A 19,873-nucleotide genomic window follows, 5' to 3' on the forward strand; every position below is an offset into this window, starting at 1 on the left:
TTGACTTCTCATCCCAGAGGAGGAGTCGTGCGAATAGGGCGTCGAGGAACCCCGGCCGGAACCTCAGCCAGGACCAAGACTGAAAGGACCGACCATGGAGCTCCGGATCAACCGGCGCGCTCTTATCGGACTGGGCGTCGCGGCGGCATTGACCGCCTCCTCGTTCGCCCTGCTCCGAACTGACACCGGCATGGCTTCCTCGCACCGCGAGGCACCGGCGATCTCGGGCGACCCGCGTAACGACAACACCGACGTCTACGCGTTCGTCAGCCCCGACAAGCCCGACACCGTCACCCTGCTCGCCAACTGGATCCCGTTCGAGGAGCCCCAGGGCGGCCCCAACTTCTACTTCTTCGACACCAAGTCCCGCTACAACATCAAGATCGACAACGACGGCGACGCCAAGCCCGACATCACGTACCAGTGGACCTTCCGCGACGAGGACAAGCGCGGAAACACCACGTTCCTGTACAACAACGGGCCCGTCACCTCGCTGAACGACCAGAACCTGCTCTTCCGCCAGCGCTACACGCTCAAGCGGATCACCGAGAGCGCCACCACCACCCTCGTCGCCAACGGCGTCGTCGCCCCCAGCAACGTCGGGCCCGCCTCGATGCCCGACTACGGCACGCTGCGCTCGCAGGCCATCACCAACATCCCCGGCGGCAAGACCTTCGCCGGGCAGTCCGACGAGGCGTTCTTCCTCGACCTGCGCGTCTTCGACCTGCTCTACGGCGGCAACCTGTCCGAGGTCGGCCAGGACACGCTCAAGGGCTACAACGTCCACACGCTCGGCCTGCAGGTCGCGGCCGAGGACCTGGCGCTCAAGGCCGACGCCAAGCGCAACCCGGTCATCGGCGTGTGGTCCACCACCGACAAGTGGGGCCCCAACGGCTACAAGCAGGTCTCGCGCCTGGGCGAGCCGCTGGTCAACGAGCTCGTGGTGCCCGCCGGGCTGAAGGACGCGTTCAACGCCCTGCCCCCGGAGAAGGACGCCGACGTCCCGGCCGTGGTCAAGCGCGTCACCGACCCCGAACTGGCCAGGCTCCTCGAGTCCATCTACGGCATCAAGGCCCCGGCCACCCCGCGCAACGACCTGGTCCAGATCTTCCTGACCGGCATCGCCAAGGGCAACGGCCCGATCATGGCCGACCTGAACTCGCAGTCGCTCAACAAGGACGCGGGCAAGCTGCGCCCCGCCGAGATGATGCGGCTCAACATGTCGATCCCGCCCACGAAGGACCCGAACCGGCTCGGCGTGCTCGCCGGTGACCTGCAGGGCTTCCCGAACGGCCGGCGGCTCAGCGACGACGTCGTGGACATCGAGCTCCAGGCCGTGGCCGGGGCGGCGGTGTCGGGCAAGCTCATCCCGGCGCTGACCGACAAGGTCGACCAGAACGACAAGCCGTTCGGCACCACGTTCCCGTACATTCCGCTGCCCAGCAATGTCGCGGTGAACCAGCGATAAGCCACCATCCGGCCGCTCCTCCTCTCCGGGAGCGGCCGGTTCCCTCGGCGGGCGACACTCCCGAACGCCCGCCGTCCGACCGGCCGGCCGCACCCCGTCGCGGCCGGCCGGTCACCTCCGCACCCCGTCTCGCCCCGGCCTTTCGCGTCCGGATCAGTCATCTCCACCCCCCGACCCATCGCGGCCGGATCAGTCATCTCCACTCCCTGAACGGAGCCACCCGCCATGCGCTGGATCGTCGCGCTCGCCCTGGCCGGGGCCCTGGCACTGACCGCCTACGCGGTGTTCGCCCCGCCCGCGCCCTCGGCCGAGCCGCCCGCCGTGTTCACCGAGACACTGCAGGCGCGCCTGGCCCGGCTGCCCGGCGACCACCGCGCCTGGGCCCAGCTCGGCATGGAGCACATCGAACAGGCCAGGACCACCGGCGACCCCGCCTACTACCCGAAGGCCGAGGGCGCGCTGGCCAAGGCCGCCGCGCTCGCGCCGCGTGACGACGCCGTGCTGACCGGCCGCGCGGCCCTCGCCGCCGGCCGCCACGAGTTCAAGCAGGCGGTACGGCTGGCCGAGCAGGCCATCTCCGTCAACGCCTACAGTTCGACCGCCCACGGCATCCTGGCCGACGCCCTCACCCAGCTCGGCGACCTGCCCGGCGCCCAGCGCGCCGTGGACAAGATGCTCGCCCTGCGCCCCGGGGTGCCGTCGTTCACCCGCGCCTCGTATGCCGCCGAGCTGCGCGGGGACGCCGTCTCGGCGACGGAGTTGATGCGGCTCGCGCACGAGGACGCGTACCGGCCGGCTGACCTCGCCTACACCCGCTACTACCTGGGCGAGCTGTCACTGCGATCCGGCGCGCTGCGGGAGGCCGACCGCTGGTACACGCTGGCGCAGCAGGCCATGCCCGCCTACGTGCCCGCGATGGCCGGACGCGCCCGCGTTGCCGCCCTGTCCGGCCGTCTCCCCGAGGCGCTGGACCTTTACCAGACGGTCGTGAACCGGCTGCCCCTGCCCCAATACCTGCTCGAACAGGGCGAGACCCGCATCAAGGCCGGACTGCCCGCCGACTGGACGCTCCTGAAAGCCCAGCGCCGCCTCTACGAGGATGCCGGCGTCCGCGACGCCCTGACCTGGGCGGAGTTCGAGGCCTACCACGGCTCCCCCACCGCCGCCGTCCGCCTGGCCCGCGCCGAATACGCCGACAACCGCAACGCCGTCGCCGCCGACGCCCTGGCCTGGGCTCTGCACCGGGCGGGGCGGTCGCGGGAGGCGCTGCCGTACGCGGAGAAGGCGACGGCGAGCGGCTGGCGCAACGCGATCCTCCACCACCACCGCGCCGAAATCGAACGCGCCCTGGGCCGCCGCCCCTCCTCCATCTCCGCCAAGAGCCTGAACCCGGCCTTCGACCCGTCCCTGCCCGCCCTTGCGAGGTTCTCGTGAGCATGATCGCGTCGCTGGTGCTGTCCGGCGCCCTCCTGGCCCACCCGCTGGGCAACTTCACCGTCAACCACCACAATGCCCTGCGGGTCCTTCCCGACCGTGTCGAGAACACCGCCGTAGTGGACCTCGCCGAACTGCCCACGCTCCAGGCGGGCGACGGCGTGTCGGCGGCCGCGGAGTGCGACGCGTTGGCGCGAGCACAACGCCTGGTCATCGACGGTACGGCGGCGCCGTGGCGAGTCACCTCCGCGACCTTCGCGTTCACTCCTGGCCAGGGCGGCTTGCGAACCAGCCGCCTGACCTGCGAGCTGACGACCGACACCGGCGACATTTCCGGCGGCGTCACCTTTGAGGACCTTTTTCAGCAGGACCGGATCGGCTGGCGAGAGATCACCGCCATGGGCAACGGAGTCCAGCTCTCAGGCTCGACCGTCGGCACAACCAGCATCAGCAACCAACTACGCCAGTATCCGGACGACCTCCTGTCCAACCCCCTGAACCAGCACACCGCCACCTTCACCGCCACCCCCGCACCCGGCTCCTCTTCCACGACCAGCCGGGGTGAGGCGGAGACCAACACCGGACCTGCGACCCGCACCGGAGTGGGACCCGGCAGCGAGCCGGGAACAGGCGGGCTGGGAACCGGCGGGCTCGGGACCAGCGGGCTGGGAACCGGCGGGCTCGGGACCAGCGGGCTGGGAACCGGCGGGCTCGGGACCAGCGGTGGGCTCGCGGTGCCCGTGATCGGCGGGCCCATCGGCGAGGCGCTCGCCTTCGTCGACCAGACCTTCACCAACCTGATCGGCACCGACGGCCTCACCCTGCCGCTCGGGCTGCTCGCCGTGTTGCTGGCGATGCTGCTCGGCGCCGGGCACGCGCTGATCCCCGGACACGGCAAGACCATCATGGCCGCCTACCTGGCCGGTCGCAGGGGCCGCCCGCGCGACGCGCTCGTGGTGGGCGCCACGGTGACGGCCACCCACACGGCCGCCGTCCTGGTGGTGGGGCTGCTGCTGAGCGTGTTCACCGCTCTGGCCGGGGAGTCGGTGCTGTCCTGGCTCGGCGTGACCAGCGGGGTCCTGATCGCCGCAATCGGCATAAAACTCCTCACCTCCCGCAACCCCGCGCACGGCCACGGCCACGGCCACGGCCATGGCCATGGGCACGGGCACGGCCATGGGCACGGGCACGGCCATGGCCAGGGCCACGGGCATGGGCATGGGCATGGCCAGGGCCACGGGCATGGGCATGGGCACACGGCCACACCAGCGCAGGATCACGAGAATGAGCTCGGCCAGAGGCACAAGGGCGACACCCTCGTGGCCGGGCACGGTGGCGAGCATGGCGACCACGATGCGGTCGGCCACGGGCACGGGCACGGGCATGGGGACACGGACGAGCATGGGCATGAGGGCGAGCGGGGGCCTGAGGGCGAACGCGGGCGTGGGGGCGTGCGGGGGTATCGGAGGCGGGGGCTGGTGGGGTTGGGGGTGGCTGGGGGGCTGGTGCCGAGTCCGTCGGCGCTGATCGTGCTGCTGGGGGCGATCGGGCTGGGTCGTACCTGGTTCGGGATCGCGCTCGTCGCCGCCTACGGTCTGGGCATGGCCGCCACCCTCACCGTCACCGGCCTGCTCCTGGTCAAGCTGGCCGACCGTCTGGAACGCCGCGCCGCGACCGGTCACCGCATCGCCGCCCGCCTGTCCGGCCTGGCCCCGGTGGGCACCGCCGCGATGGTCATCCTTCTGGGCGCCGGGCTGGCCATCCGCTCAGCGGCGGGCGTCCTCTAGCAACCCCTAGATGACGCCCTCGCGGGCGGCTGTGGCGGCGGCGTCGGCCGCGCGTTCCGCGTCGCGGGCGGTGACCGGTTCGTGGGTGACGAACAGCCGGTAGTAGATGGGCGCGACGGCCATCCGGATCACGTCGGCGGCGTCGGTGTCCGGGGAGAGTTCGCCGCGCTCGACGGCCCGTTCGACGACTTTCGCCGCCTGTTCGTGGCGGGCCACGAAGAAGTCGTGCAGGGACCGGGCGGCGCCGCCGCTCTGCACGGCCGCCGCCACGAACGCGGCGGCGATCGGCCCGGCCACGGGGTCGGCGAACCCGTTGCGCACCAACTGGGCGATCTCCCGCAGATCCTCCTGGAGTGAGCCGGTGTCGGGCACCGGCCACGGCTCCCCCTGCGCGAGCTCCAGCGCGTCCGCGATGAGCCCCTCCGCGTTGCCCCACCGGCGGTACACGGTCGTCTTGTGCACGCCCGAGCGGAGCGCCACGTTCTCCACGGTCAGCCCGTTGTAGCCGTGTTCGGCCAGTTCGGTGAGCGTGGCCTGCCGTACGGCATCGCGTACGCGAGCACTGCGACCCCCGGGACGTGTAGTCGTCAAAGTCTACTCCAGTTGCATTAGCCGACCATGCCATGTTAGCTTAACGCGACACCAGTAGCGATAGGAGCTTCACTCTGACCACACAACTCACCCTCAAGGGAGTCTCGAAGGCGTACGGCGAACGCCGCGTACTCGACCAGATCACCTTCAGCGTCCGCCCCGGCGAGCGCGCGGGAATCGTGGGCGAGAACGGTTCGGGCAAGTCCACGCTGCTCCGGCTGATCGCCGGGCTGGAGACGCCGGATGACGGCGAGATGACGGTGTCGGCGGCCGGTGGCGTCGGCTACCTGGGCCAGACCCTCGACCTGCCGGGCCACCACACCGTCCAGCAGGCCATCGACGCCGCGCTGGCCGAGCTGCGCGCCCTGGAACGCGGCATGCAGGAGGCAGCGGAAGCGCAGGAGATGGACAGGTACGGCGAGCTGCTCACCGCCTTCGAGGCCAGAGGCGGCTACGAGGCCGACGCCCGCGTCGACAAGGCGATCCACGGGCTGGGCCTGGCGCGGATCGAGCGTTCGCGCGTGCTGTCGAGCCTGTCCGGCGGCGAGCAGGCACGGCTGGGACTGGCCTGCGCGCTGGCGGCGTCGCCGGAGATCCTGCTGCTCGACGAGCCCACCAACCACCTCGACGAGCAGGCGACGGCCTGGCTGGAGGACCGGCTGCGCGAGCACAGGGGCACGGTGGTGGCGGTCTCGCACGACCGGATCTTCCTCGACCGGGTGGCCACGGCGATCCTGGAGGTCGAGGGCGGCACGATGACCAGGTTCGGCGGCGGCTACACGGGGTTCCTGGTGGATAAGGCGGCCGCCCGGCTGCGCTGGGAGCAGTCCTACACCGAGTGGCGGGAGGAGATCCGGCACGTCAGGGAGTACGCCGCGACCACGGCGCACCGCGTGGCCGCGGGCCGGGCCATGAAGGACAACAACAAGATGGCCTACGACCGCAACGCGGGCCGCGTCCAGAGCTCGGTGGCCTCCCGCGTACGGCAGGCCCAGGAGCGCCTGCTCCGCCTGGAGAACGCCCCGGTCCCCCGCCCGCCGGACCCCCTGCGCTTCCACGGCACGTTCACGCCCGCCGAGACACGCAGGGGCACGCTCGTACAACTCGGCCGCCTGCGGATCGAGGCCGGAGACCGGCTCCTGATCCACGGCCCCAACGGCGCGGGCAAGTCGACGCTGCTCGCCGCGATCGCCGCCGAGGCGGGCGGCCGCGCCGGACACCTCCCGCAGGAGGTGACCTTCGACCCGGACAAGACCGTCATCGAGACGTACGGCGGGCCCGCGGAGGCCCTGATGGCCACCGGTCTGTTCCGCCCGGAGGCGCTCCAGCTCAGGACCGGAGCCCTCTCGACAGGCCAGCGACGACGGCTCGCCCTGGCCATCCTGCTGGCAGGCGAGTACGACCTGCTGCTGCTCGACGAGCCCACCAACCACCTCTCGCTCACCCTCGTAGAAGAGCTGGAACAGGCACTCGACGGCTACCGCGGAGCGCTCGTGGTGGTGACCCACGACCGGGCGCTGCGACGCCGCTTCACCGGCACCGAGATCTCCCTTCAGGAAGGCCACCCATGTTGATCAACGGTTCTCCCTACGGCGTCGCCACCGGCCCCGACGGCGCCCTGTGGTTCACGCTGGTCAAAGAGGGCCGGATCGGGCGGGTCACGCCGGGCGAGGACCCCACGGTCTTCCAGCTCGACCCCGCCGACGGCCAGCCGACCGTGATCACCCAGGGGGTCGACGGCGCGCTGTGGTTCACCGAGTTCACCGGCTGCCGGATCGGGCGGATCACCGTTGACGGCACGGTCACCGCCTTCGAGACGGCCTCGCCGTACGGCATCACCGCCGGCCCCGACGGGGCCATGTGGTTCACGCAGCTGCAGGGCGACCAGATCGGCCGCATCACCCCGACCGGCGAGATCACCCGCTACCCGCTCGCGACCGAGGGCGCGATGCCGTCGATGATCGTGACCGGGCCGGACGGCGCGCTGTGGTTCACCCTCAACCAGGGCAACGCGATCGGCCGCATCACCGTGGACGGCGAGGCGACGCAGTACCCGCTGCCCACGGCGGGCGCCGCCCCGGTGGGCATCTGCGCGGGTCCGGACGGGGCGCTGTGGTTCGTGGAGATCGGCGCGGGCCAGGTGGGCCGGATCGACACCTCCGGCACGATCACCGAGTTCCCGCTGCCCGACCGCGCCGCCCGACCGCACGCCATCGTGACCGGTCACGACGGCGCCCTCTGGTTCACGCAGTGGGGCTCCGGCACGCTGGGCCGTATCACGATCGAGGGCACGATCGAGGAGTTCCCCCTGGACGGCGCGGAACCCCACGGGCTCACGGCCGGGTCCGACGGCCTGATCTGGGTCGCGATGGAGTCCGGCGCCCTGGAACCCAGGCGCGCCGCTAGGTGAGGTCGGCGGCTCGCGTGTAGACGTCCTTGCCCAGTTCCCTGGCGACGCTGACCATGCGGTCGGCTCCGGCGGAGGGCCCGCCGATGCGGAGCACCGCGTCGCAGCGGGCCAGCAGCCGTTCGGCGACGGGATGGAAGATCTCGTCAAACAGCGCGTCGCCCACCCGTTCGCTGCCCGCGGTCTCCAGCAGCGGCAGGGCCAGGGCCTCGCCGGTGACCGGCAGGTGACCGGCGCGGAAGAGCGTCAGGGCGACCTCGTTCATGGCGTCGACGTTCGCCTGAAGTTTGGCGGGGTCGTCGCCGGTGCCCGACCGGTAGGGTCCGGCCACGAGGATCATCAGCGGGCGGGAAGAACTGCTCACAGGGTGGTCTCCTTCTTCAAACCAGGACGGTGTCGACTCCGGCCTCCCGCAGCGCCTCCAGCGTCCGCGGTCCTCCGGGATGAGTGGCGGTGTCCCGCGCGGCGGCGTCGGTGACGAAGCGCTCCACGGCGTCGAGCGGGGCGACCTGGCTGAAGGCGCGCACGCCGAGCTTGGTCGCGTCCGCCACGGCGATCGTCCGGGTGGCCTGGGCCAGCCCGGACTGCTTGACGGCGGCGTCGTCCACGGAGAACTCCGACCAGCCGTGCTCGGCGTGCACCCCGCCGATGGACATGACGAAGACGTCGAAGGCCAGGGACTGCAGGGTGCGCAGGGCCAGCGGCCCGACCAGGGACCGCTCGCCCGGCCGGGACCGGCCGCCGACGATCAGCAGCTCGATCCCGGGCCGGTCGGCCAGGAGCGTGGCCGCCTGCAGGCTGAGCACGGTCACGGTCAGCGGCGCGCAGGCGGCCAGGTGTTCGGCGAGGTGGGCGGTGGTCGTGCCCGCGTCCAGGAGCACGTGTGAACCCGGCGGCACCATCTCGGCCGTGGCCGCCGCCAGCCGGTCCTTCGTCGCCGCCTGCCACGACTGCCGGGTGTCGAAGCCGGCCCCCTCCTCCGGAAGGCGGGAGGGGACGGCTCCGCCGCGCACCCGCCGTACCAGACCACGGGTTTCCAGCGCGTCCAGATCCCGGCGGACGGTCATCTCCGAGACGCCCAGACGCCGGGACAGCTCCGCGACGGAGACGCGGCCGGTGCCCTGCACCAGCCGCAGGGTCAGGTCCAGGCGGCTCATGACCCCATTTCTACCATATGCATGTTCTAACGAACATCAGGGTGTTCGGTGAGGCCGTAGTAGACGCGTGGCGCGCCGTCCAGCCGGATCTTGACCTTGCCGTCGCACGGGGTGAGCCGTCGTTCCCTGCCGATGCAGTCGAGCACCCTGACCTGGCCACCGGCCGCGGGCACGTGCACGTCGGTCTTGGTCGGCCAGTCGTCGACCCACGGTTCCGGCGCGGCGAACCACCCCGTGCCCGGCTCGTGGTCGGTGTTGAGCAGGTAGCCGTCCTTGCGGCTCCACAGGATCGAGACCGGCCCCTCCGGGGTGCTGAACAGGAGCCCCTTGAGGTCGGGGTCGGCGAAGGTCAGCCAGCGGGTGAACGTCGCCTGGTCCAGGACCTTGGCCGCGGTGGCGTAGGCGAGCATCGAGGGCTTGGCGCTGGTGTCGCGGTTCATGAGCCCGAAGTGGTACTCGGCGTTGGCCGGGTCGGCCATCTGCGGCTTGCCGAGGACGCTGTCGTGCAGCTGATACCAGTTCACGCAGCTCACCCCCTCGGCCATGGACAGCGCGAGGGTGAGCAGGACGTTCTCGGCGGCCTGCCGGTAGGTGTCGTGCCACCAGCTGTTCGGCTTGGTGCAGGCGTAGGCCTCGGTCAGCCACAGCTCCTTGTCCCCGTACTCGGTGATCATCTCGCGGGCCTTGCGCATGCTGCCGAGGAAGTTCCAGTACGAGCCGTTGTTCCCCTGCGTCCACTCCTCCGGCGGCGGCGCGTAGTCGGGGGTGAAGTTGCCCCGGCCGGGGTGGAAGGCGAAACCGTCGATGAGGTCCCAGCCGCCCGCGTCGTGGAAGTTCTTGGTCCAGACGTAGTCCATGCCGGCCAGGCCGGCGTTGAGCACCTTGGTCGGAGCCCCGGCTGCGGTCAGGCGCTCGCGGACCGGGCGTAAGCCGTCCCGCACGTACGCGGCGGCGGTCAGCCCGCTCATCCACGGCTTGTTCACCTCGTTGGCGACCTCGAAGTAGTCGGCCCGCGAGCCGATCGCCTTCTGGGTGTTCGTGTCGGCCCAGGCGGCGACCTCGGCCGGGGTGCCGCCGAGCGGGATGCCGGCGAGCTCGATGTTGTGCTCGATCCCCGCCGCGTTCAGGGTGGCGGGCGGCAGGCCGGGCCCGCCGTCGTAGGAGATGCGCACCCGCTTGATGCCGATGCGCCGCATGAGGCCCACGACCGCGGCGGCGTCCGGCTTGAGCAGCCACGGGTAGTTGGCGATGCCGAACATGCTGTCGGCGCCCGCTTGGTAGGTGTACGGCGGCAGCACGGTGAGGTTGGTGCGGGCGAACGCGCTGTCGGCGCCGGCGGTGGCCTTCACCTCGGTGAACACGATCCCGTGCGACGGGGAGGTGACGGTGAAGGTCTGCTTCCACGCCGATCCGGCGGCGACGGTGCCGGTGACGCTGCCCGACTTCAGCACCCGGCCGTCGAAGTCACGGGCCCACCACGACAGCTTCACGGTACGCGCGGCGGTGCCGCCGTTGGCCACCTCCGCGTGCAGGGCCATCGGCTGGCCGCCGCCGTCCCACAGACTGAAGGGCTTGTCGGTCCAGACCTCCACGCCCAGGGGCAGCCCGGCGCCCATGGTGCCGCCCGCCGCCGGCCGTACCGAGCCGAGCACCAGGTCGGCCTCCGTCACCGCCCCGCCGTCGGCCGCCGTGGCCGGCGCGTGGATCCAGGCGGCGTTGGTCCAGGCCGGGGTGGTGCCGCCGAGCCGGAAGTAGGCGCGGGCACTGCCCCAGGTCTCCTGGTAGACCACCCCGGCGTTGGTCTCGTAGGGCACGCCGCCCCCGGCGTCGCGGTTCCATCGGGTGAGCGCCGTGAACGACTCGGGCTCGGTGGGGGCGATGACCGTACGGCCGAGCATGAAGCCGGCCGGGATCAGCGTGGCCGAACCCGCGACCTCCCAGCGCAACCGCGCCCGGTTCGGCGTGACGCGGAAGACGCCGCGGACCGTGATGCCCTGCGCCGCGGCGGGGAGGGTGTAGGCGACCTGGATGGCCTGGCCGCCGTCCGGGAGGGTGATGAGCGACGGGGTCCCGCCGGTGGTTCGCTGGATGCCGGTGACGGTGTCCTTCGCCATGAATCCGGTGAGCCGGATCCGTTCGACGCCGGCGCCGTCCTTGACGGTGATCGTGCCGTCGGCGGCGGCGACGAGGGTGATGCCGTCTGCGGTGATCGATGGGATGTCGGCCTGGGCCGAGGTCGCGGGAAGCAGGGCTCCGGCGAGCCCGGCGGCAACGGCTCCGCCGAGGAATCGGCGTCGGGGGATGTCGGCCATGAGGATCCCTTCCAGTCACCTAATGCGGATTAGGTGAGAGATGTACTCCTGCCGTAACGCGAGTGTCAAGTGTTTGACATCTGCCCGCGATACCGGCTTAGATGCCGCCTAATACGCATTAGGCGAAGGGAAGTAGCCCATGGATGTCTCCACGAGGTGGCGTCTGGGGATGGCCGGAGCGCTCGTGCTCGCCGCCGCGACGTCAGGCTGCTCGTCCGGCTCCGCGGAGGGCGACCTCGGCAAGACCACGATCACGGTGGCCGGCATGCCCGCCACGACCGCGGCGAAGACCCGCAAGCAGTTCCTGGACGCGGTAGCCGCGTTCGAGAAGGCCAACCCCGACATCAAGCTCAAGCCGACCGACACGCAGTGGGACGCCAGGACGTTCGCGACCCGGCTGGCCGGCGGCAATGCCGAGACGGTGCTGACTGTACCGCTGACCGAGCCGCCCGGGCTCATCGCGCGGCGGCAGATCGCCGATCTCAGCGCCGAGATCAAGACCCTGCCGCACGCGACCGACTTCGACCCCCGCGCGCTGGCCCCCGCGACCGGCGCCGAGGGCAAGGTCTACGGCCTGCCCGTCACCGAGTACGCCCTCGGCCTGGTCTACAACCGCGCCCTGTTCGCCAAGGCCGGGCTGGACCCGGACAAGCCGCCCGCCACCTGGGACGAGGTCAGGGCGGCGGCCAAGAAGATCGCCGGTCCCGGCGTCGCGGGCTACACGCAGATGACGGTCAAGAACACCGGCGGCTGGATCCTCACCGCGATGACCTACTCCTTCGGCGGCCAGATGGAGAAGAAGGAAGGCGAGCAGTACGTGCCGTCGCTCCTGGACGGCCCGGCCGAGCAGGCGCTGCGCCACCTGGCCGCGATGCGCTGGCAGGACGACTCCATGGGCGCCAACCAACTGCGCACCCAGCAGGACGCGGAGCGCGACTTCGCGGCGGGCAAGATCGGCATGATGATCGGCACCGTCAACAGCTACACCCGCTACACCACCCTGTACTCCGGCAAGCCGGACGACTTCGGCATCGCTGCGCTGCCCCAGCAGGCCGGGGCGAAGGCGACCCTGCTGGGCGGCCTGGTCGCGGCCGTCAACGCCAAGGCCACCCCCGCGCAGCGCGCCGCCGCGGTGAAGTGGATCGACTACTACTACCTGAAGCCCAACTACGACCCGGCGGCGGCCGAGCAGCTGGCCATCGCCAACGCGGCGGACAAGCTGGCCGTCGGCCTGCCCACGCTGCCGTTCTACGGCACCGCGGTGTCCGGTCCGGTGAACGCCGCGATCGCCAAGCACTCCAACATCCCGGTCTCCAACTTCACCCCCTACGTGAAGGACACCGACAAGCTGGAGTACCTGGTCGAGCCCCCGGTCGCCGCCCAGGACCTGTACGGCGCGCTCGACACCGCCGTCCAGGCCGTGCTGACCCGCAAGGACGCCGATCCCCGCGACGAGCTGACCAAGGCGGCGGCGCGGGTCGCGCCCCTGCTCGAGAAAGCACAGTGACCAGGCGTTCTGGCCTCGCGGCTGCGCTGTTCCTCATCCCGACGGTGCTGGTGTTCGGCCTCTTCTCCTGGTGGCCGATCGTCCGCAGCGTGGTGCTCGGTTTCCAGCGGACCAACCTGGTCGAGGCGGCGGCGTTCACCGGCCTGGACAACTTCCGCACCCTGCTGGCCGATCCGCTGCTGGTCACCGCGGCGGGCAACACGCTGCTGTTCACCGGCCTGGCCCTGATCATCGGTTTTCCGGTGCCGATCGTCCTCGCGGTGCTGATGTCGGAGCTGCGCCGCGGCTCCGGTCTCATGCGGGTGCTGGTCTACCTGCCGGTGGTGGTGCCGCCGGTGGTGGCCGTCCTGATGTGGAAGTGGTTCTACGACCCGGACTCCGGGCTGTTCAACCAGTTGCTCGGGCTGGTCGGGCTCGGGCCGTACCCGTGGCTGCAGTCCACGGGCATGGCGATGCCGAGCCTCGTCCTGGAGGCGACCTGGGCGGGCGCGGGCGGCGCCGTGCTGATCTACCTCGCCGCGCTCTCCAGCGTGCCCACCGAGTTGTACGAGGCGGCCGAACTGGACGGCGCCTCGGTGTGGCGCCGGTTGTGGCACGTGACATTGCCACAACTCCGACCCATTCTGCTGATCATGCTGCTGCTCCAGGTGATCAACACCTTCCAGGTGTTCACCGAGCCGTTCGTGCTGACCGACGGCGGGCCGGAGGACTCGACGGTCACGGTGCTGCTGCTCATCTACCGCTACGCGTTCGTCAACGGCGACTACGGCGCCGCCGCCGCGCTGAGCGTGAGCCTGGCTGTGGTGCTGGCCGTGCTGTCCGCCGTCTACCTGCGGCTCACCAGAACCTGGGGGACGAAATGAGAGGAGTGATCTCCGACACGGAGCGGCGCGGGATGCGCCGGAGGCTGTCCACCATCCAGGTGCTGCTGATCGTCGCCCTGCTGCTCGAAGGCGCCGGCCCGATCTACTGGCTCTTCAAGGGCGCGATCTCCTCCACCCAGGAGTCGCTGCGCGATCCGCTGGCCCTGTGGCCGGCCGAGGCGCGCTGGTCGAACCTGACGGAGGCGTGGACGACGCTGGAGGTCGGCCACTACCTCACCAACACCGTCGTGCTCGTCGCGGGCTCCTGGTTCACGCAGTTGTTCGTCGCGGCCACCGGTGCGTACGCGCTGTCGATCCTGCGGCCCTCCTACGGCAAGTACGTCTACGGCGCGGTCCTGGCCACGCTGTTCCTGCCCGCCACGGTCTCGATGGTCTCGCTCTACCTGACCGTCCTCGACCTGGGCATCGCCAACACCCCGCTGTCGGTGTGGCTGCCCGCCGGCGCGCACGCCTTCAACGTCCTGCTGGTCAAGCAGTTCTTCGACGGCATCCCCCGCGAGCTGTTCGAGGCCGCCCGCCTCGACGGCGCCGGGGCATGGCGGATCTTCACCAGCGTGGTGCTGCCCATGTCCCGCCCGATCCTGGCCGTGGTGTCGCTGCTGGCCGTCATGAACGCGTGGAAGGACTTCCTCTGGCCCATGATCGCCATCACCGACACCGAGAGCCAGCCGCTCGCCGTGGCGCTCCCCCGGCTGGCCGACACCTCCGACCAGGCCCTGCTGATCGCCGGGATGCTGATCGCCATCATCCCGCCCGTCGCGGTGTTCCTGGTCTTCCAGCGGCAGATCATCCGCGGCATCGCCTTCACCGGGCTCAAGGGATGAGGGTCCTCGTCACCGGCGCGGCCGGTCGTCTCGGCACCGCCGTACTCGCCGAGCTGGCGGAACACCAGGTGACCGCGCTCGTCGCCGAGGACCCCGGCCCGATCGCGGCCGAGCGGGTGGTCGTGGGTGACGCGCGCGACCCCGCCGCCGTGCGCGCGGCGCTGGAGGGGGCCGACGCCGTCGTGCACACCGCGGCGCTCGCCTCGCCCGAGGTCGCCGCGCCCGAGGTGGTGTTCGCCGCCAACACTCAGGCCACGTTCACGGTGCTCAACGAAGCGGGCGAGCATGGTGTACGGCGGGCGGTCATCGCCAGCAGCCTGTCGATCACCGGGCTGCCGTTCGCCCGATCGCCCCGGAGCCCGGAGTACCTGCCGCTCGACGAGCACGTGCCGGCGCAGATCGAGGACCCGTACGCGCTGTCCAAGCAGGTGGACGAGGCCACCGCGGCGATGATGGGCCGGCGGCACGGCATGACCGTCGCCGCCCTGCGCTTCCCCTTCCTGGGCGATCCGGCCAGGCTGGCCTGGCGCGCCGCGACGCTGGCCGCGAATCCCGCCGCCGGGGCCGCGGACCTGTGGAGCTATCTGGACCTGCGCGACGCCGCCCGCGCCTGCCTGCTCGGGCTGACCGCCGCGCTGGAGGGTACGCCCGCCCTCTACGTCGCCGCCCCGGAGACGCTCGTGACCTCTCCCACACGGGAGCTGGTCGCGGCCCACCATCCCGGCGTCCCGTGCCGGGCGGAGCTGCCCGGCAGAACTGTCGCCATCGACCTCGAACCCGCGCGGCGGCTGCTCGGATTCACCGCACTGCATCCGTTCCCCGAGGAGCTCCTTCCATGATCATGCCGGAGACACAGGCGCCCTGGCCCGCCAGGGACGGGCTGCGCATCACCGGTGTGCGCACGATCGTCACCGCGCCCGGCGGGGTGCCTCTCGTCGTCGTCCGCGTCGACACCTCCGAGCCCGGACTGTACGGCCTGGGCTGCGCCACCTTCACCCAGCGCTTCCACGCCGTGGTGGCCGCGATCGAGCAGCACGTCGCGCCCATGGTCATCGGGCGGCATCCGGCCGACATCGAGGACATCTGGCGCATGCTGCACTTCTCGTCGTACTGGCGGGGCGGGCCGGTGCACAACAACGCGCTGTCCGGCATCGACCAGGCGCTCTGGGACATCGCGGGCAAACGGTTCGGGGTCCCGGTCTACGAACTCCTGGGCGGCCGGGTCCGTACGGCTGCCGCCGTCTACACCGGCGCCAGGGGCGGCGAGGTGGAGGAGTCGATCGAGCGGGCCGCGGCCCTCGCCGAGCAGGGCTACCGGTACGTACGGCTGCAGTTCGGCGGGCCCGGGATCGGCACCTACGGGGGCACCGGCACGCCGGGCGGATACCCGGGCAGCCCCCATCCGGACGGCTGGGGTGTCGGCCAGTACCTGCGCGACACCCCCCGCTTCTTCGAGCGTGCCCGGTCTGTCCTGGGCGAGGAGCTCGGCCTGTTGCACGACGCGCACAACCGGCTGACGCCGAAGGAGGCCGTGGTGCTGGCGCGGTCGCTGGAGCCGTACCGGCTGTTCTTCCTGGAGGACCCGCTCGCGCCCGAGCACTTCGACCGGCTGCCCGAAGTGCGCGCGGCCGCGCCGATGCCGATCGCGTCGGGAGAGCTCGTCTCCTCGGTGACCGACGCGGCGCGCCTCATCACCTCCGGCGGCATCGACTACCTGCGCCTGCACGTCTCGACCGTCGGCGGGCTGACCCCGGTGCGCAAGCTCGCGGCGCTGTGCGAGCTGACCGGGGTGCGCACCGCCTGGCACGGGCCGCCGGACGTGTCGCCCGTGGGCGCGGCGGTCAACGTCACCCTCGACGTGACCAGCCCGGCGTTCGGGATCCAGGAGGCGCACGTCTATCCGGAGACCGTGCACGAGGTGTTTCCCGGAGCGCTCAGAACGGTCAACGGCTACCTGACGCCGTCGGACCGGCCGGGCTGGGGCATCGACCTCGACGAACGGGCCGCCCTGCGCCATCCGCCGCAGACCCATCTGCACGAGCGATGGGCCGCACAGGTCCGGCGGCCGGACGGCGGGATCGAGGCTCCGTGATCTACTATTTCTTGGGGGGTATGTCATGAGATCGAGCGGTCGCCCTCGTCAGGCGGACATCGCTCGGCTGGCCGGCGTCTCACAGCCGACCGTGTCGCTGATCCTGAACGGCGGCGCCGCCGCCGTCGGCATCGCCGAGGAGACCCAGCGCAAGGTCATGGAGGCCGCCGAGCGGCTCGGATACGTGCCCGACCCGATAGCCACCCGCCTGGCCGCCGGGCAGAACAACCTCCTCGGCCTCTACACCTTCACCTCGACCTTCCCCACCGAGATGTCCCACGCCTACTACCCGTTCCTGGTGGGCATCGAGGAGGAGTCGGCGGTTCAGGGTTATGACCTGCTGATGTTCATCGCCTCCAGCGTCACCGGCGAGCGGCCGCACGCCCAGGTCCTCAACCGGGTACGCCTGGCCGACGGCTGCCTGTTCCTCGGCCGGCACCTGCCCGTGCCGGAGATGGACCGCCTGCTGGCCACCAACCTGCCGATCGTCTACATAGGGCGGCACGACGACTTCGGCGACCGCCTGCCGTACATCGGGGCCGACTACGTGTCGGCCGGCGCGGCCGTGGTGCGGCATCTGGCCGAGCTCGGCCACGAGCGCATCCTGTACGTGCGCGAGCCCGACGAGGCGATCACCTCGATCGACAGGGAGGCGGGCTTCCGCGGCGGCATGGACGCCTGCGGGCTGCCGGCCACGGTGGTGCGCACGGACGGCGCCGACCTGACCGCCGACCGGCTGCGCACCTGGCACGACCGGGGCATCACCGCGATCGTCACCGAGGCCACCGACACCGACGCCGCCCACCTCGCCTTGCTGGCCGCGGCCCGTGAAGCCGGGTACCGGTTCCCCGACGATCTGTCCCTGGCCACGCTCGGCGACCCCTCCACCGGGACGGGCGGGCTCACCGGCTTCGCCGTACCGCGCCGGGAGATGGGCGCGGCGGCCGTCAGGCTGCTCGCCCAGCTCATCGCGGGAGACCAGAACGTCTCCCGGCATCAGCTCCTGGCCTGCGCGCTCGAGCCCGGCCAGACCGCGGCGTCCCCGCGCTGACACCCCCTTACCCCTTTGGAAGGCCGCACCATGCCCGAAATCAGAACAGACATCCTTGTTGTCGGCGGTGGGCTCGGCGGCGTCGCCGCGGCCCTGGCCGCCTGCCGCGCCGGGCAGAACGTCGTTCTCACCGAGGAGAGCGACTGGATCGGCGGACAACTCACCGCACAGGCCGTGCCGCCGGACGAACATCCCTGGATCGAGAGTTACGGCGCCACCGCCACCTACCGGGAGCTGCGCGCATCCATCCGCGAGCAGTACCGGCAGTGGTACCCGCTGACCAGCGGGGCGCGAAGCTGGCGGCACCTCAACCCCGGTGCCGGATATGTCAGCAAACTGTGCCACGAGCCGGGCGTCTCGCTGGCCGTACTGCGTGCTCTGCTCGCCCCGCACCAGTCCGCCGGGCGGCTGCGCGTCCTGCTCGAACACCGTCCACTCGGCGTGGACGTGGACGGCGACCGCGTCACCGCCGTCACGCTCCAGGACATCCGCTCGGGCGACCCGCTCACCGTCACCGCCGCGTACGTCCTCGACGCGACCGAGACCGGCGAGCTGCTGCCGCTGGCCAAGACCGAATACGTCACCGGGGCGGAGGCCAGGCGCGAGCACGACGAGCCGCACGCGCCGGACGAGCCCCAGCCGCTGAACATGCAGGGCATCACGTACTGCTTCGCCGTCTCCCACCACGAGGGCGAGAACCACGTCATCGACCGCCCGGCCGACTATGCGTTCTGGCGCGACTACCGGCCCGACTTCTGGCCAGGACCGCTGCTGGGCTTCAGCGCGCCGGACCCGCGTACCTTGGAGCCGGAGGACCGCTGGTTCGACCCCAACCCCGGCGGCGACCCGCGCGGGGTGCTCGCCGACCAGAGCGCCCAGTCGGGGGACAAGGACCTGTGGATGTTCCGCCGGATCCTCGCCCGCGACCTGTTCGAGCCCGGTTTCGCCGCCTCCGACATCACCCTGGTCAACTGGCCGCTCAACGACTACTGGCTCAAGCCGATCATCGAGGTCGACGCCGGTACGGCCGCGCGGGCCCACGCCGAGGCGAAGCAGCTGTCGTTGTCCCTGCTCTACTGGCTGCAGACCGAGGCGCCACGGCTCGACGGCGGCACCGGCTTCCCCGGACTCAGGCTCCGCCACGACGCCGTCGGCACCGCGGACGGCCTCGCCAAGTCCGCCTATGTCCGGGAATCACGGCGCATCCGCGCGCGCACCACCGTGACCGAGCACCACGTCTCCCGCGCCCTCGTCGGCGGCACGTCACGCCACCACGACTCCGTCGGCGTCGGCGCGTACCGCATCGACCTGCACCCCTCCACCGGAGGCGACAACTACATCGACATCGCCAGCGTGCCCTTCGAGATCCCCCTGGGCGCGCTGCTGCCCGTCAGAATGCGCAACCTGCTGCCCGCCGCCAAGAACCTCGGCACCACCCACATCTCCAACGGCTGCTTCCGGCTGCACCCCGTGGAGTGGAACATCGGCGAGGTCGCCGGACACCTCGCCGCGTACTGCCTGCGCCGTGGCACCGAGCCGCACGAGGTCGGAGAGAACCAGACACACCTGACCGACTTCACCGCCGAACTGGACACCGCCGGAGTAGAACGCCACTGGCCCGCCCCCACCGGCTACTAGTCCCCGTCAGGCACATCCAGTCCACCTCAGGCACATCCAGTCCACCTCAGGCACATCCAGTCCACCTCGGGCACATCCAGTCCACCTCGGGGACGTCTGGTCCACCCTCAGGTACGTCTGTCTAGTCCACCTCGGGTACGTCGGGGACGTCGACGTCGATGTCCCCCTCCACCGCCCGGCGCAGCTTGATGTCCTCCACCCAGGCCTCCGCGAACCGCCGGATCTCCCCCGCCCGCTCCTCCGAGACCCCGCAACCGAAGAAGTCCATGGCATCCACGTACTCCAGCCGCATCAGCAGCTCGCCGGTGGCGAACTCGTCGTCGTGCACCCGCCCGAGCCCCTCCAACTCCCGGAACCCATACAGGTGCGACACCGCCGCGACATCCACCACGTCCTCGGCCAGCCCTCGCTCGTGCAGGTCCCGCATCCGCAACCCCACAGCGTCGGCCAACGCCACGACGAGCACCCCGTCCCGATCGACCGGCGCCTCCTGAAGCGCCTCCTTGAACACCTCCACCACCACCCCAACCAGCGGCTGGGACTCAGGCGCCCCTCCCACCCCAGGCCCACCCTCGGTCACATGTCCTGCCAAGGACTCGGCCTCGGGCAGATGCCCTGCCGAAGGCTCGGGCAGATGCCCTGCCGAAGGCTCGGGCAGATGCCCTGCCGAAGGCTCGGGCAGATGCCCTGCCGAAGGCTCGGGCAGATGCCCTGCCGAAGG

The 19,873-nt window shown here is 71.2% G+C and carries 17 protein-coding genes; 12 read left to right on the top strand and 5 right to left on the bottom strand.

Annotated elements, in window-relative coordinates; all coding sequences use genetic code 11:
- Window positions 1-94 precede the first annotated feature (94 nt).
- The 3 genes from HNR40_RS26050 to HNR40_RS26060 all read left to right on the top strand — a co-directional run bounded on the left by HNR40_RS26050 (window position 95) and on the right by HNR40_RS26060 (window position 4,689).
- Window positions 95-1,468, top strand: coding sequence for a DUF4331 domain-containing protein (locus HNR40_RS26050; protein WP_184965702.1), 1,374 nt, complete (start codon window positions 95-97; stop codon window positions 1,466-1,468).
- Window positions 1,469-1,693: 225 nt separating this feature from the next.
- Complete coding sequence (locus HNR40_RS26055; RefSeq protein WP_184965704.1) at window positions 1,694-2,902, top strand: tetratricopeptide repeat protein; 1,209 nt, start codon at window positions 1,694-1,696, stop codon at window positions 2,900-2,902.
- A 2-nt stretch (window positions 2,903-2,904) separates the two neighbouring features.
- A complete protein-coding gene (locus HNR40_RS26060; RefSeq protein ID WP_246509524.1) occupies window positions 2,905-4,689 on the top strand; it encodes a High-affinity nickel-transporter in 1,785 nt (594 codons plus the stop codon).
- Between the two features lie 6 nt (window positions 4,690-4,695).
- Here HNR40_RS26060 and HNR40_RS26065 read toward each other — a convergent pair whose 3' ends face one another.
- Window positions 4,696-5,280, bottom strand: a complete 585-nt coding sequence (locus tag HNR40_RS26065; protein ID WP_184965708.1) for a TetR/AcrR family transcriptional regulator — start codon at window positions 5,278-5,280, stop codon at window positions 4,696-4,698.
- 74 nt (window positions 5,281-5,354) lie between these two features.
- On the opposite strand from HNR40_RS26065, the gene HNR40_RS26070 reads away from it, so the two are divergent.
- Together HNR40_RS26070 and HNR40_RS26075 are read left to right on the top strand one after the other, a co-directional pair.
- Entirely contained in the window at window positions 5,355-6,854 is a 1,500-nt protein-coding gene (locus HNR40_RS26070) for an ABC-F family ATP-binding cassette domain-containing protein (RefSeq protein ID WP_184966343.1), read from the top strand.
- Entirely contained in the window at window positions 6,848-7,690 is an 843-nt protein-coding gene (locus HNR40_RS26075; protein ID WP_184965710.1) for a Vgb family protein, read from the top strand. The genes HNR40_RS26070 and HNR40_RS26075 overlap by 7 nt, the downstream gene beginning before the upstream one ends.
- On the opposite strand, the gene HNR40_RS26080 is transcribed toward HNR40_RS26075, so the two are convergent.
- The 3 genes from HNR40_RS26080 to HNR40_RS26090 are packed head-to-tail and all read right to left on the bottom strand — an operon-like array spanning window position 7,683 to window position 11,156.
- A complete protein-coding gene (locus HNR40_RS26080) occupies window positions 7,683-8,051 on the bottom strand; it encodes a hypothetical protein (protein ID WP_221340830.1) in 369 nt (122 codons plus the stop codon). The genes HNR40_RS26075 and HNR40_RS26080 overlap by 8 nt on opposite strands.
- A 16-nt stretch (window positions 8,052-8,067) precedes the next feature.
- Window positions 8,068-8,844 (bottom strand): DeoR/GlpR family DNA-binding transcription regulator, encoded by a 777-nt coding sequence (locus HNR40_RS26085; RefSeq protein WP_184965712.1) that lies wholly within the window; start codon window positions 8,842-8,844, stop codon window positions 8,068-8,070.
- A gap of 26 nt (window positions 8,845-8,870) precedes the next feature.
- Window positions 8,871-11,156, bottom strand: coding sequence for a hypothetical protein (locus HNR40_RS26090; RefSeq protein ID WP_184965715.1), 2,286 nt, complete (start codon window positions 11,154-11,156; stop codon window positions 8,871-8,873).
- A gap of 139 nt (window positions 11,157-11,295) precedes the next feature.
- Here HNR40_RS26090 and HNR40_RS26095 point away from each other — a divergent pair, with 139 nt between their 5' ends.
- Genes HNR40_RS26095 through HNR40_RS26125 form a run of 7 tightly spaced genes read left to right on the top strand, consistent with a single transcriptional unit; the run spans window position 11,296 to window position 19,152 of the window.
- Window positions 11,296-12,663, top strand: coding sequence for an ABC transporter substrate-binding protein (locus tag HNR40_RS26095; protein WP_184965717.1), 1,368 nt, complete (start codon window positions 11,296-11,298; stop codon window positions 12,661-12,663).
- Window positions 12,660-13,526 carry a carbohydrate ABC transporter permease gene (locus tag HNR40_RS26100; protein WP_184965719.1) on the top strand — a complete coding sequence of 289 codons (867 nt, stop codon included), beginning with the start codon at window positions 12,660-12,662 and terminating at the stop codon, window positions 13,524-13,526. Before HNR40_RS26095 ends, HNR40_RS26100 begins: the two co-directional genes overlap by 4 nt.
- Before the next feature lie 5 nt (window positions 13,527-13,531).
- Complete coding sequence (locus tag HNR40_RS26105) at window positions 13,532-14,371, top strand: carbohydrate ABC transporter permease (protein WP_312896512.1); 840 nt, start codon at window positions 13,532-13,534, stop codon at window positions 14,369-14,371.
- Window positions 14,368-15,210, top strand: a complete 843-nt coding sequence (locus tag HNR40_RS26110) for an NAD-dependent epimerase/dehydratase family protein (protein WP_184965722.1) — start codon at window positions 14,368-14,370, stop codon at window positions 15,208-15,210. The genes HNR40_RS26105 and HNR40_RS26110 overlap by 4 nt, the downstream gene beginning before the upstream one ends.
- Window positions 15,207-16,463, top strand: a complete 1,257-nt coding sequence (locus HNR40_RS26115) for an enolase C-terminal domain-like protein (protein ID WP_221340831.1) — start codon at window positions 15,207-15,209, stop codon at window positions 16,461-16,463. The genes HNR40_RS26110 and HNR40_RS26115 overlap by 4 nt, the downstream gene beginning before the upstream one ends.
- Before the next feature lie 25 nt (window positions 16,464-16,488).
- Complete coding sequence (locus HNR40_RS26120; protein ID WP_184965724.1) at window positions 16,489-17,514, top strand: LacI family DNA-binding transcriptional regulator; 1,026 nt, start codon at window positions 16,489-16,491, stop codon at window positions 17,512-17,514.
- A gap of 30 nt (window positions 17,515-17,544) precedes the next feature.
- Window positions 17,545-19,152 (top strand): FAD-dependent oxidoreductase, encoded by a 1,608-nt coding sequence (locus HNR40_RS26125; RefSeq protein WP_184965726.1) that lies wholly within the window; start codon window positions 17,545-17,547, stop codon window positions 19,150-19,152.
- 121 nt (window positions 19,153-19,273) lie between these two features.
- Here HNR40_RS26125 and HNR40_RS26130 read toward each other — a convergent pair whose 3' ends face one another.
- Window positions 19,274-19,711 (bottom strand): hypothetical protein, encoded by a 438-nt coding sequence (locus tag HNR40_RS26130; RefSeq protein ID WP_184965728.1) that lies wholly within the window; start codon window positions 19,709-19,711, stop codon window positions 19,274-19,276.
- Window positions 19,712-19,873: the final 162 nt, after the last annotated feature.

Source organism: Nonomuraea endophytica, assembly GCF_014203235.1.
GTDB classification, from domain to species: Bacteria; Actinomycetota; Actinomycetes; order Streptosporangiales; family Streptosporangiaceae; genus Nonomuraea; species Nonomuraea endophytica.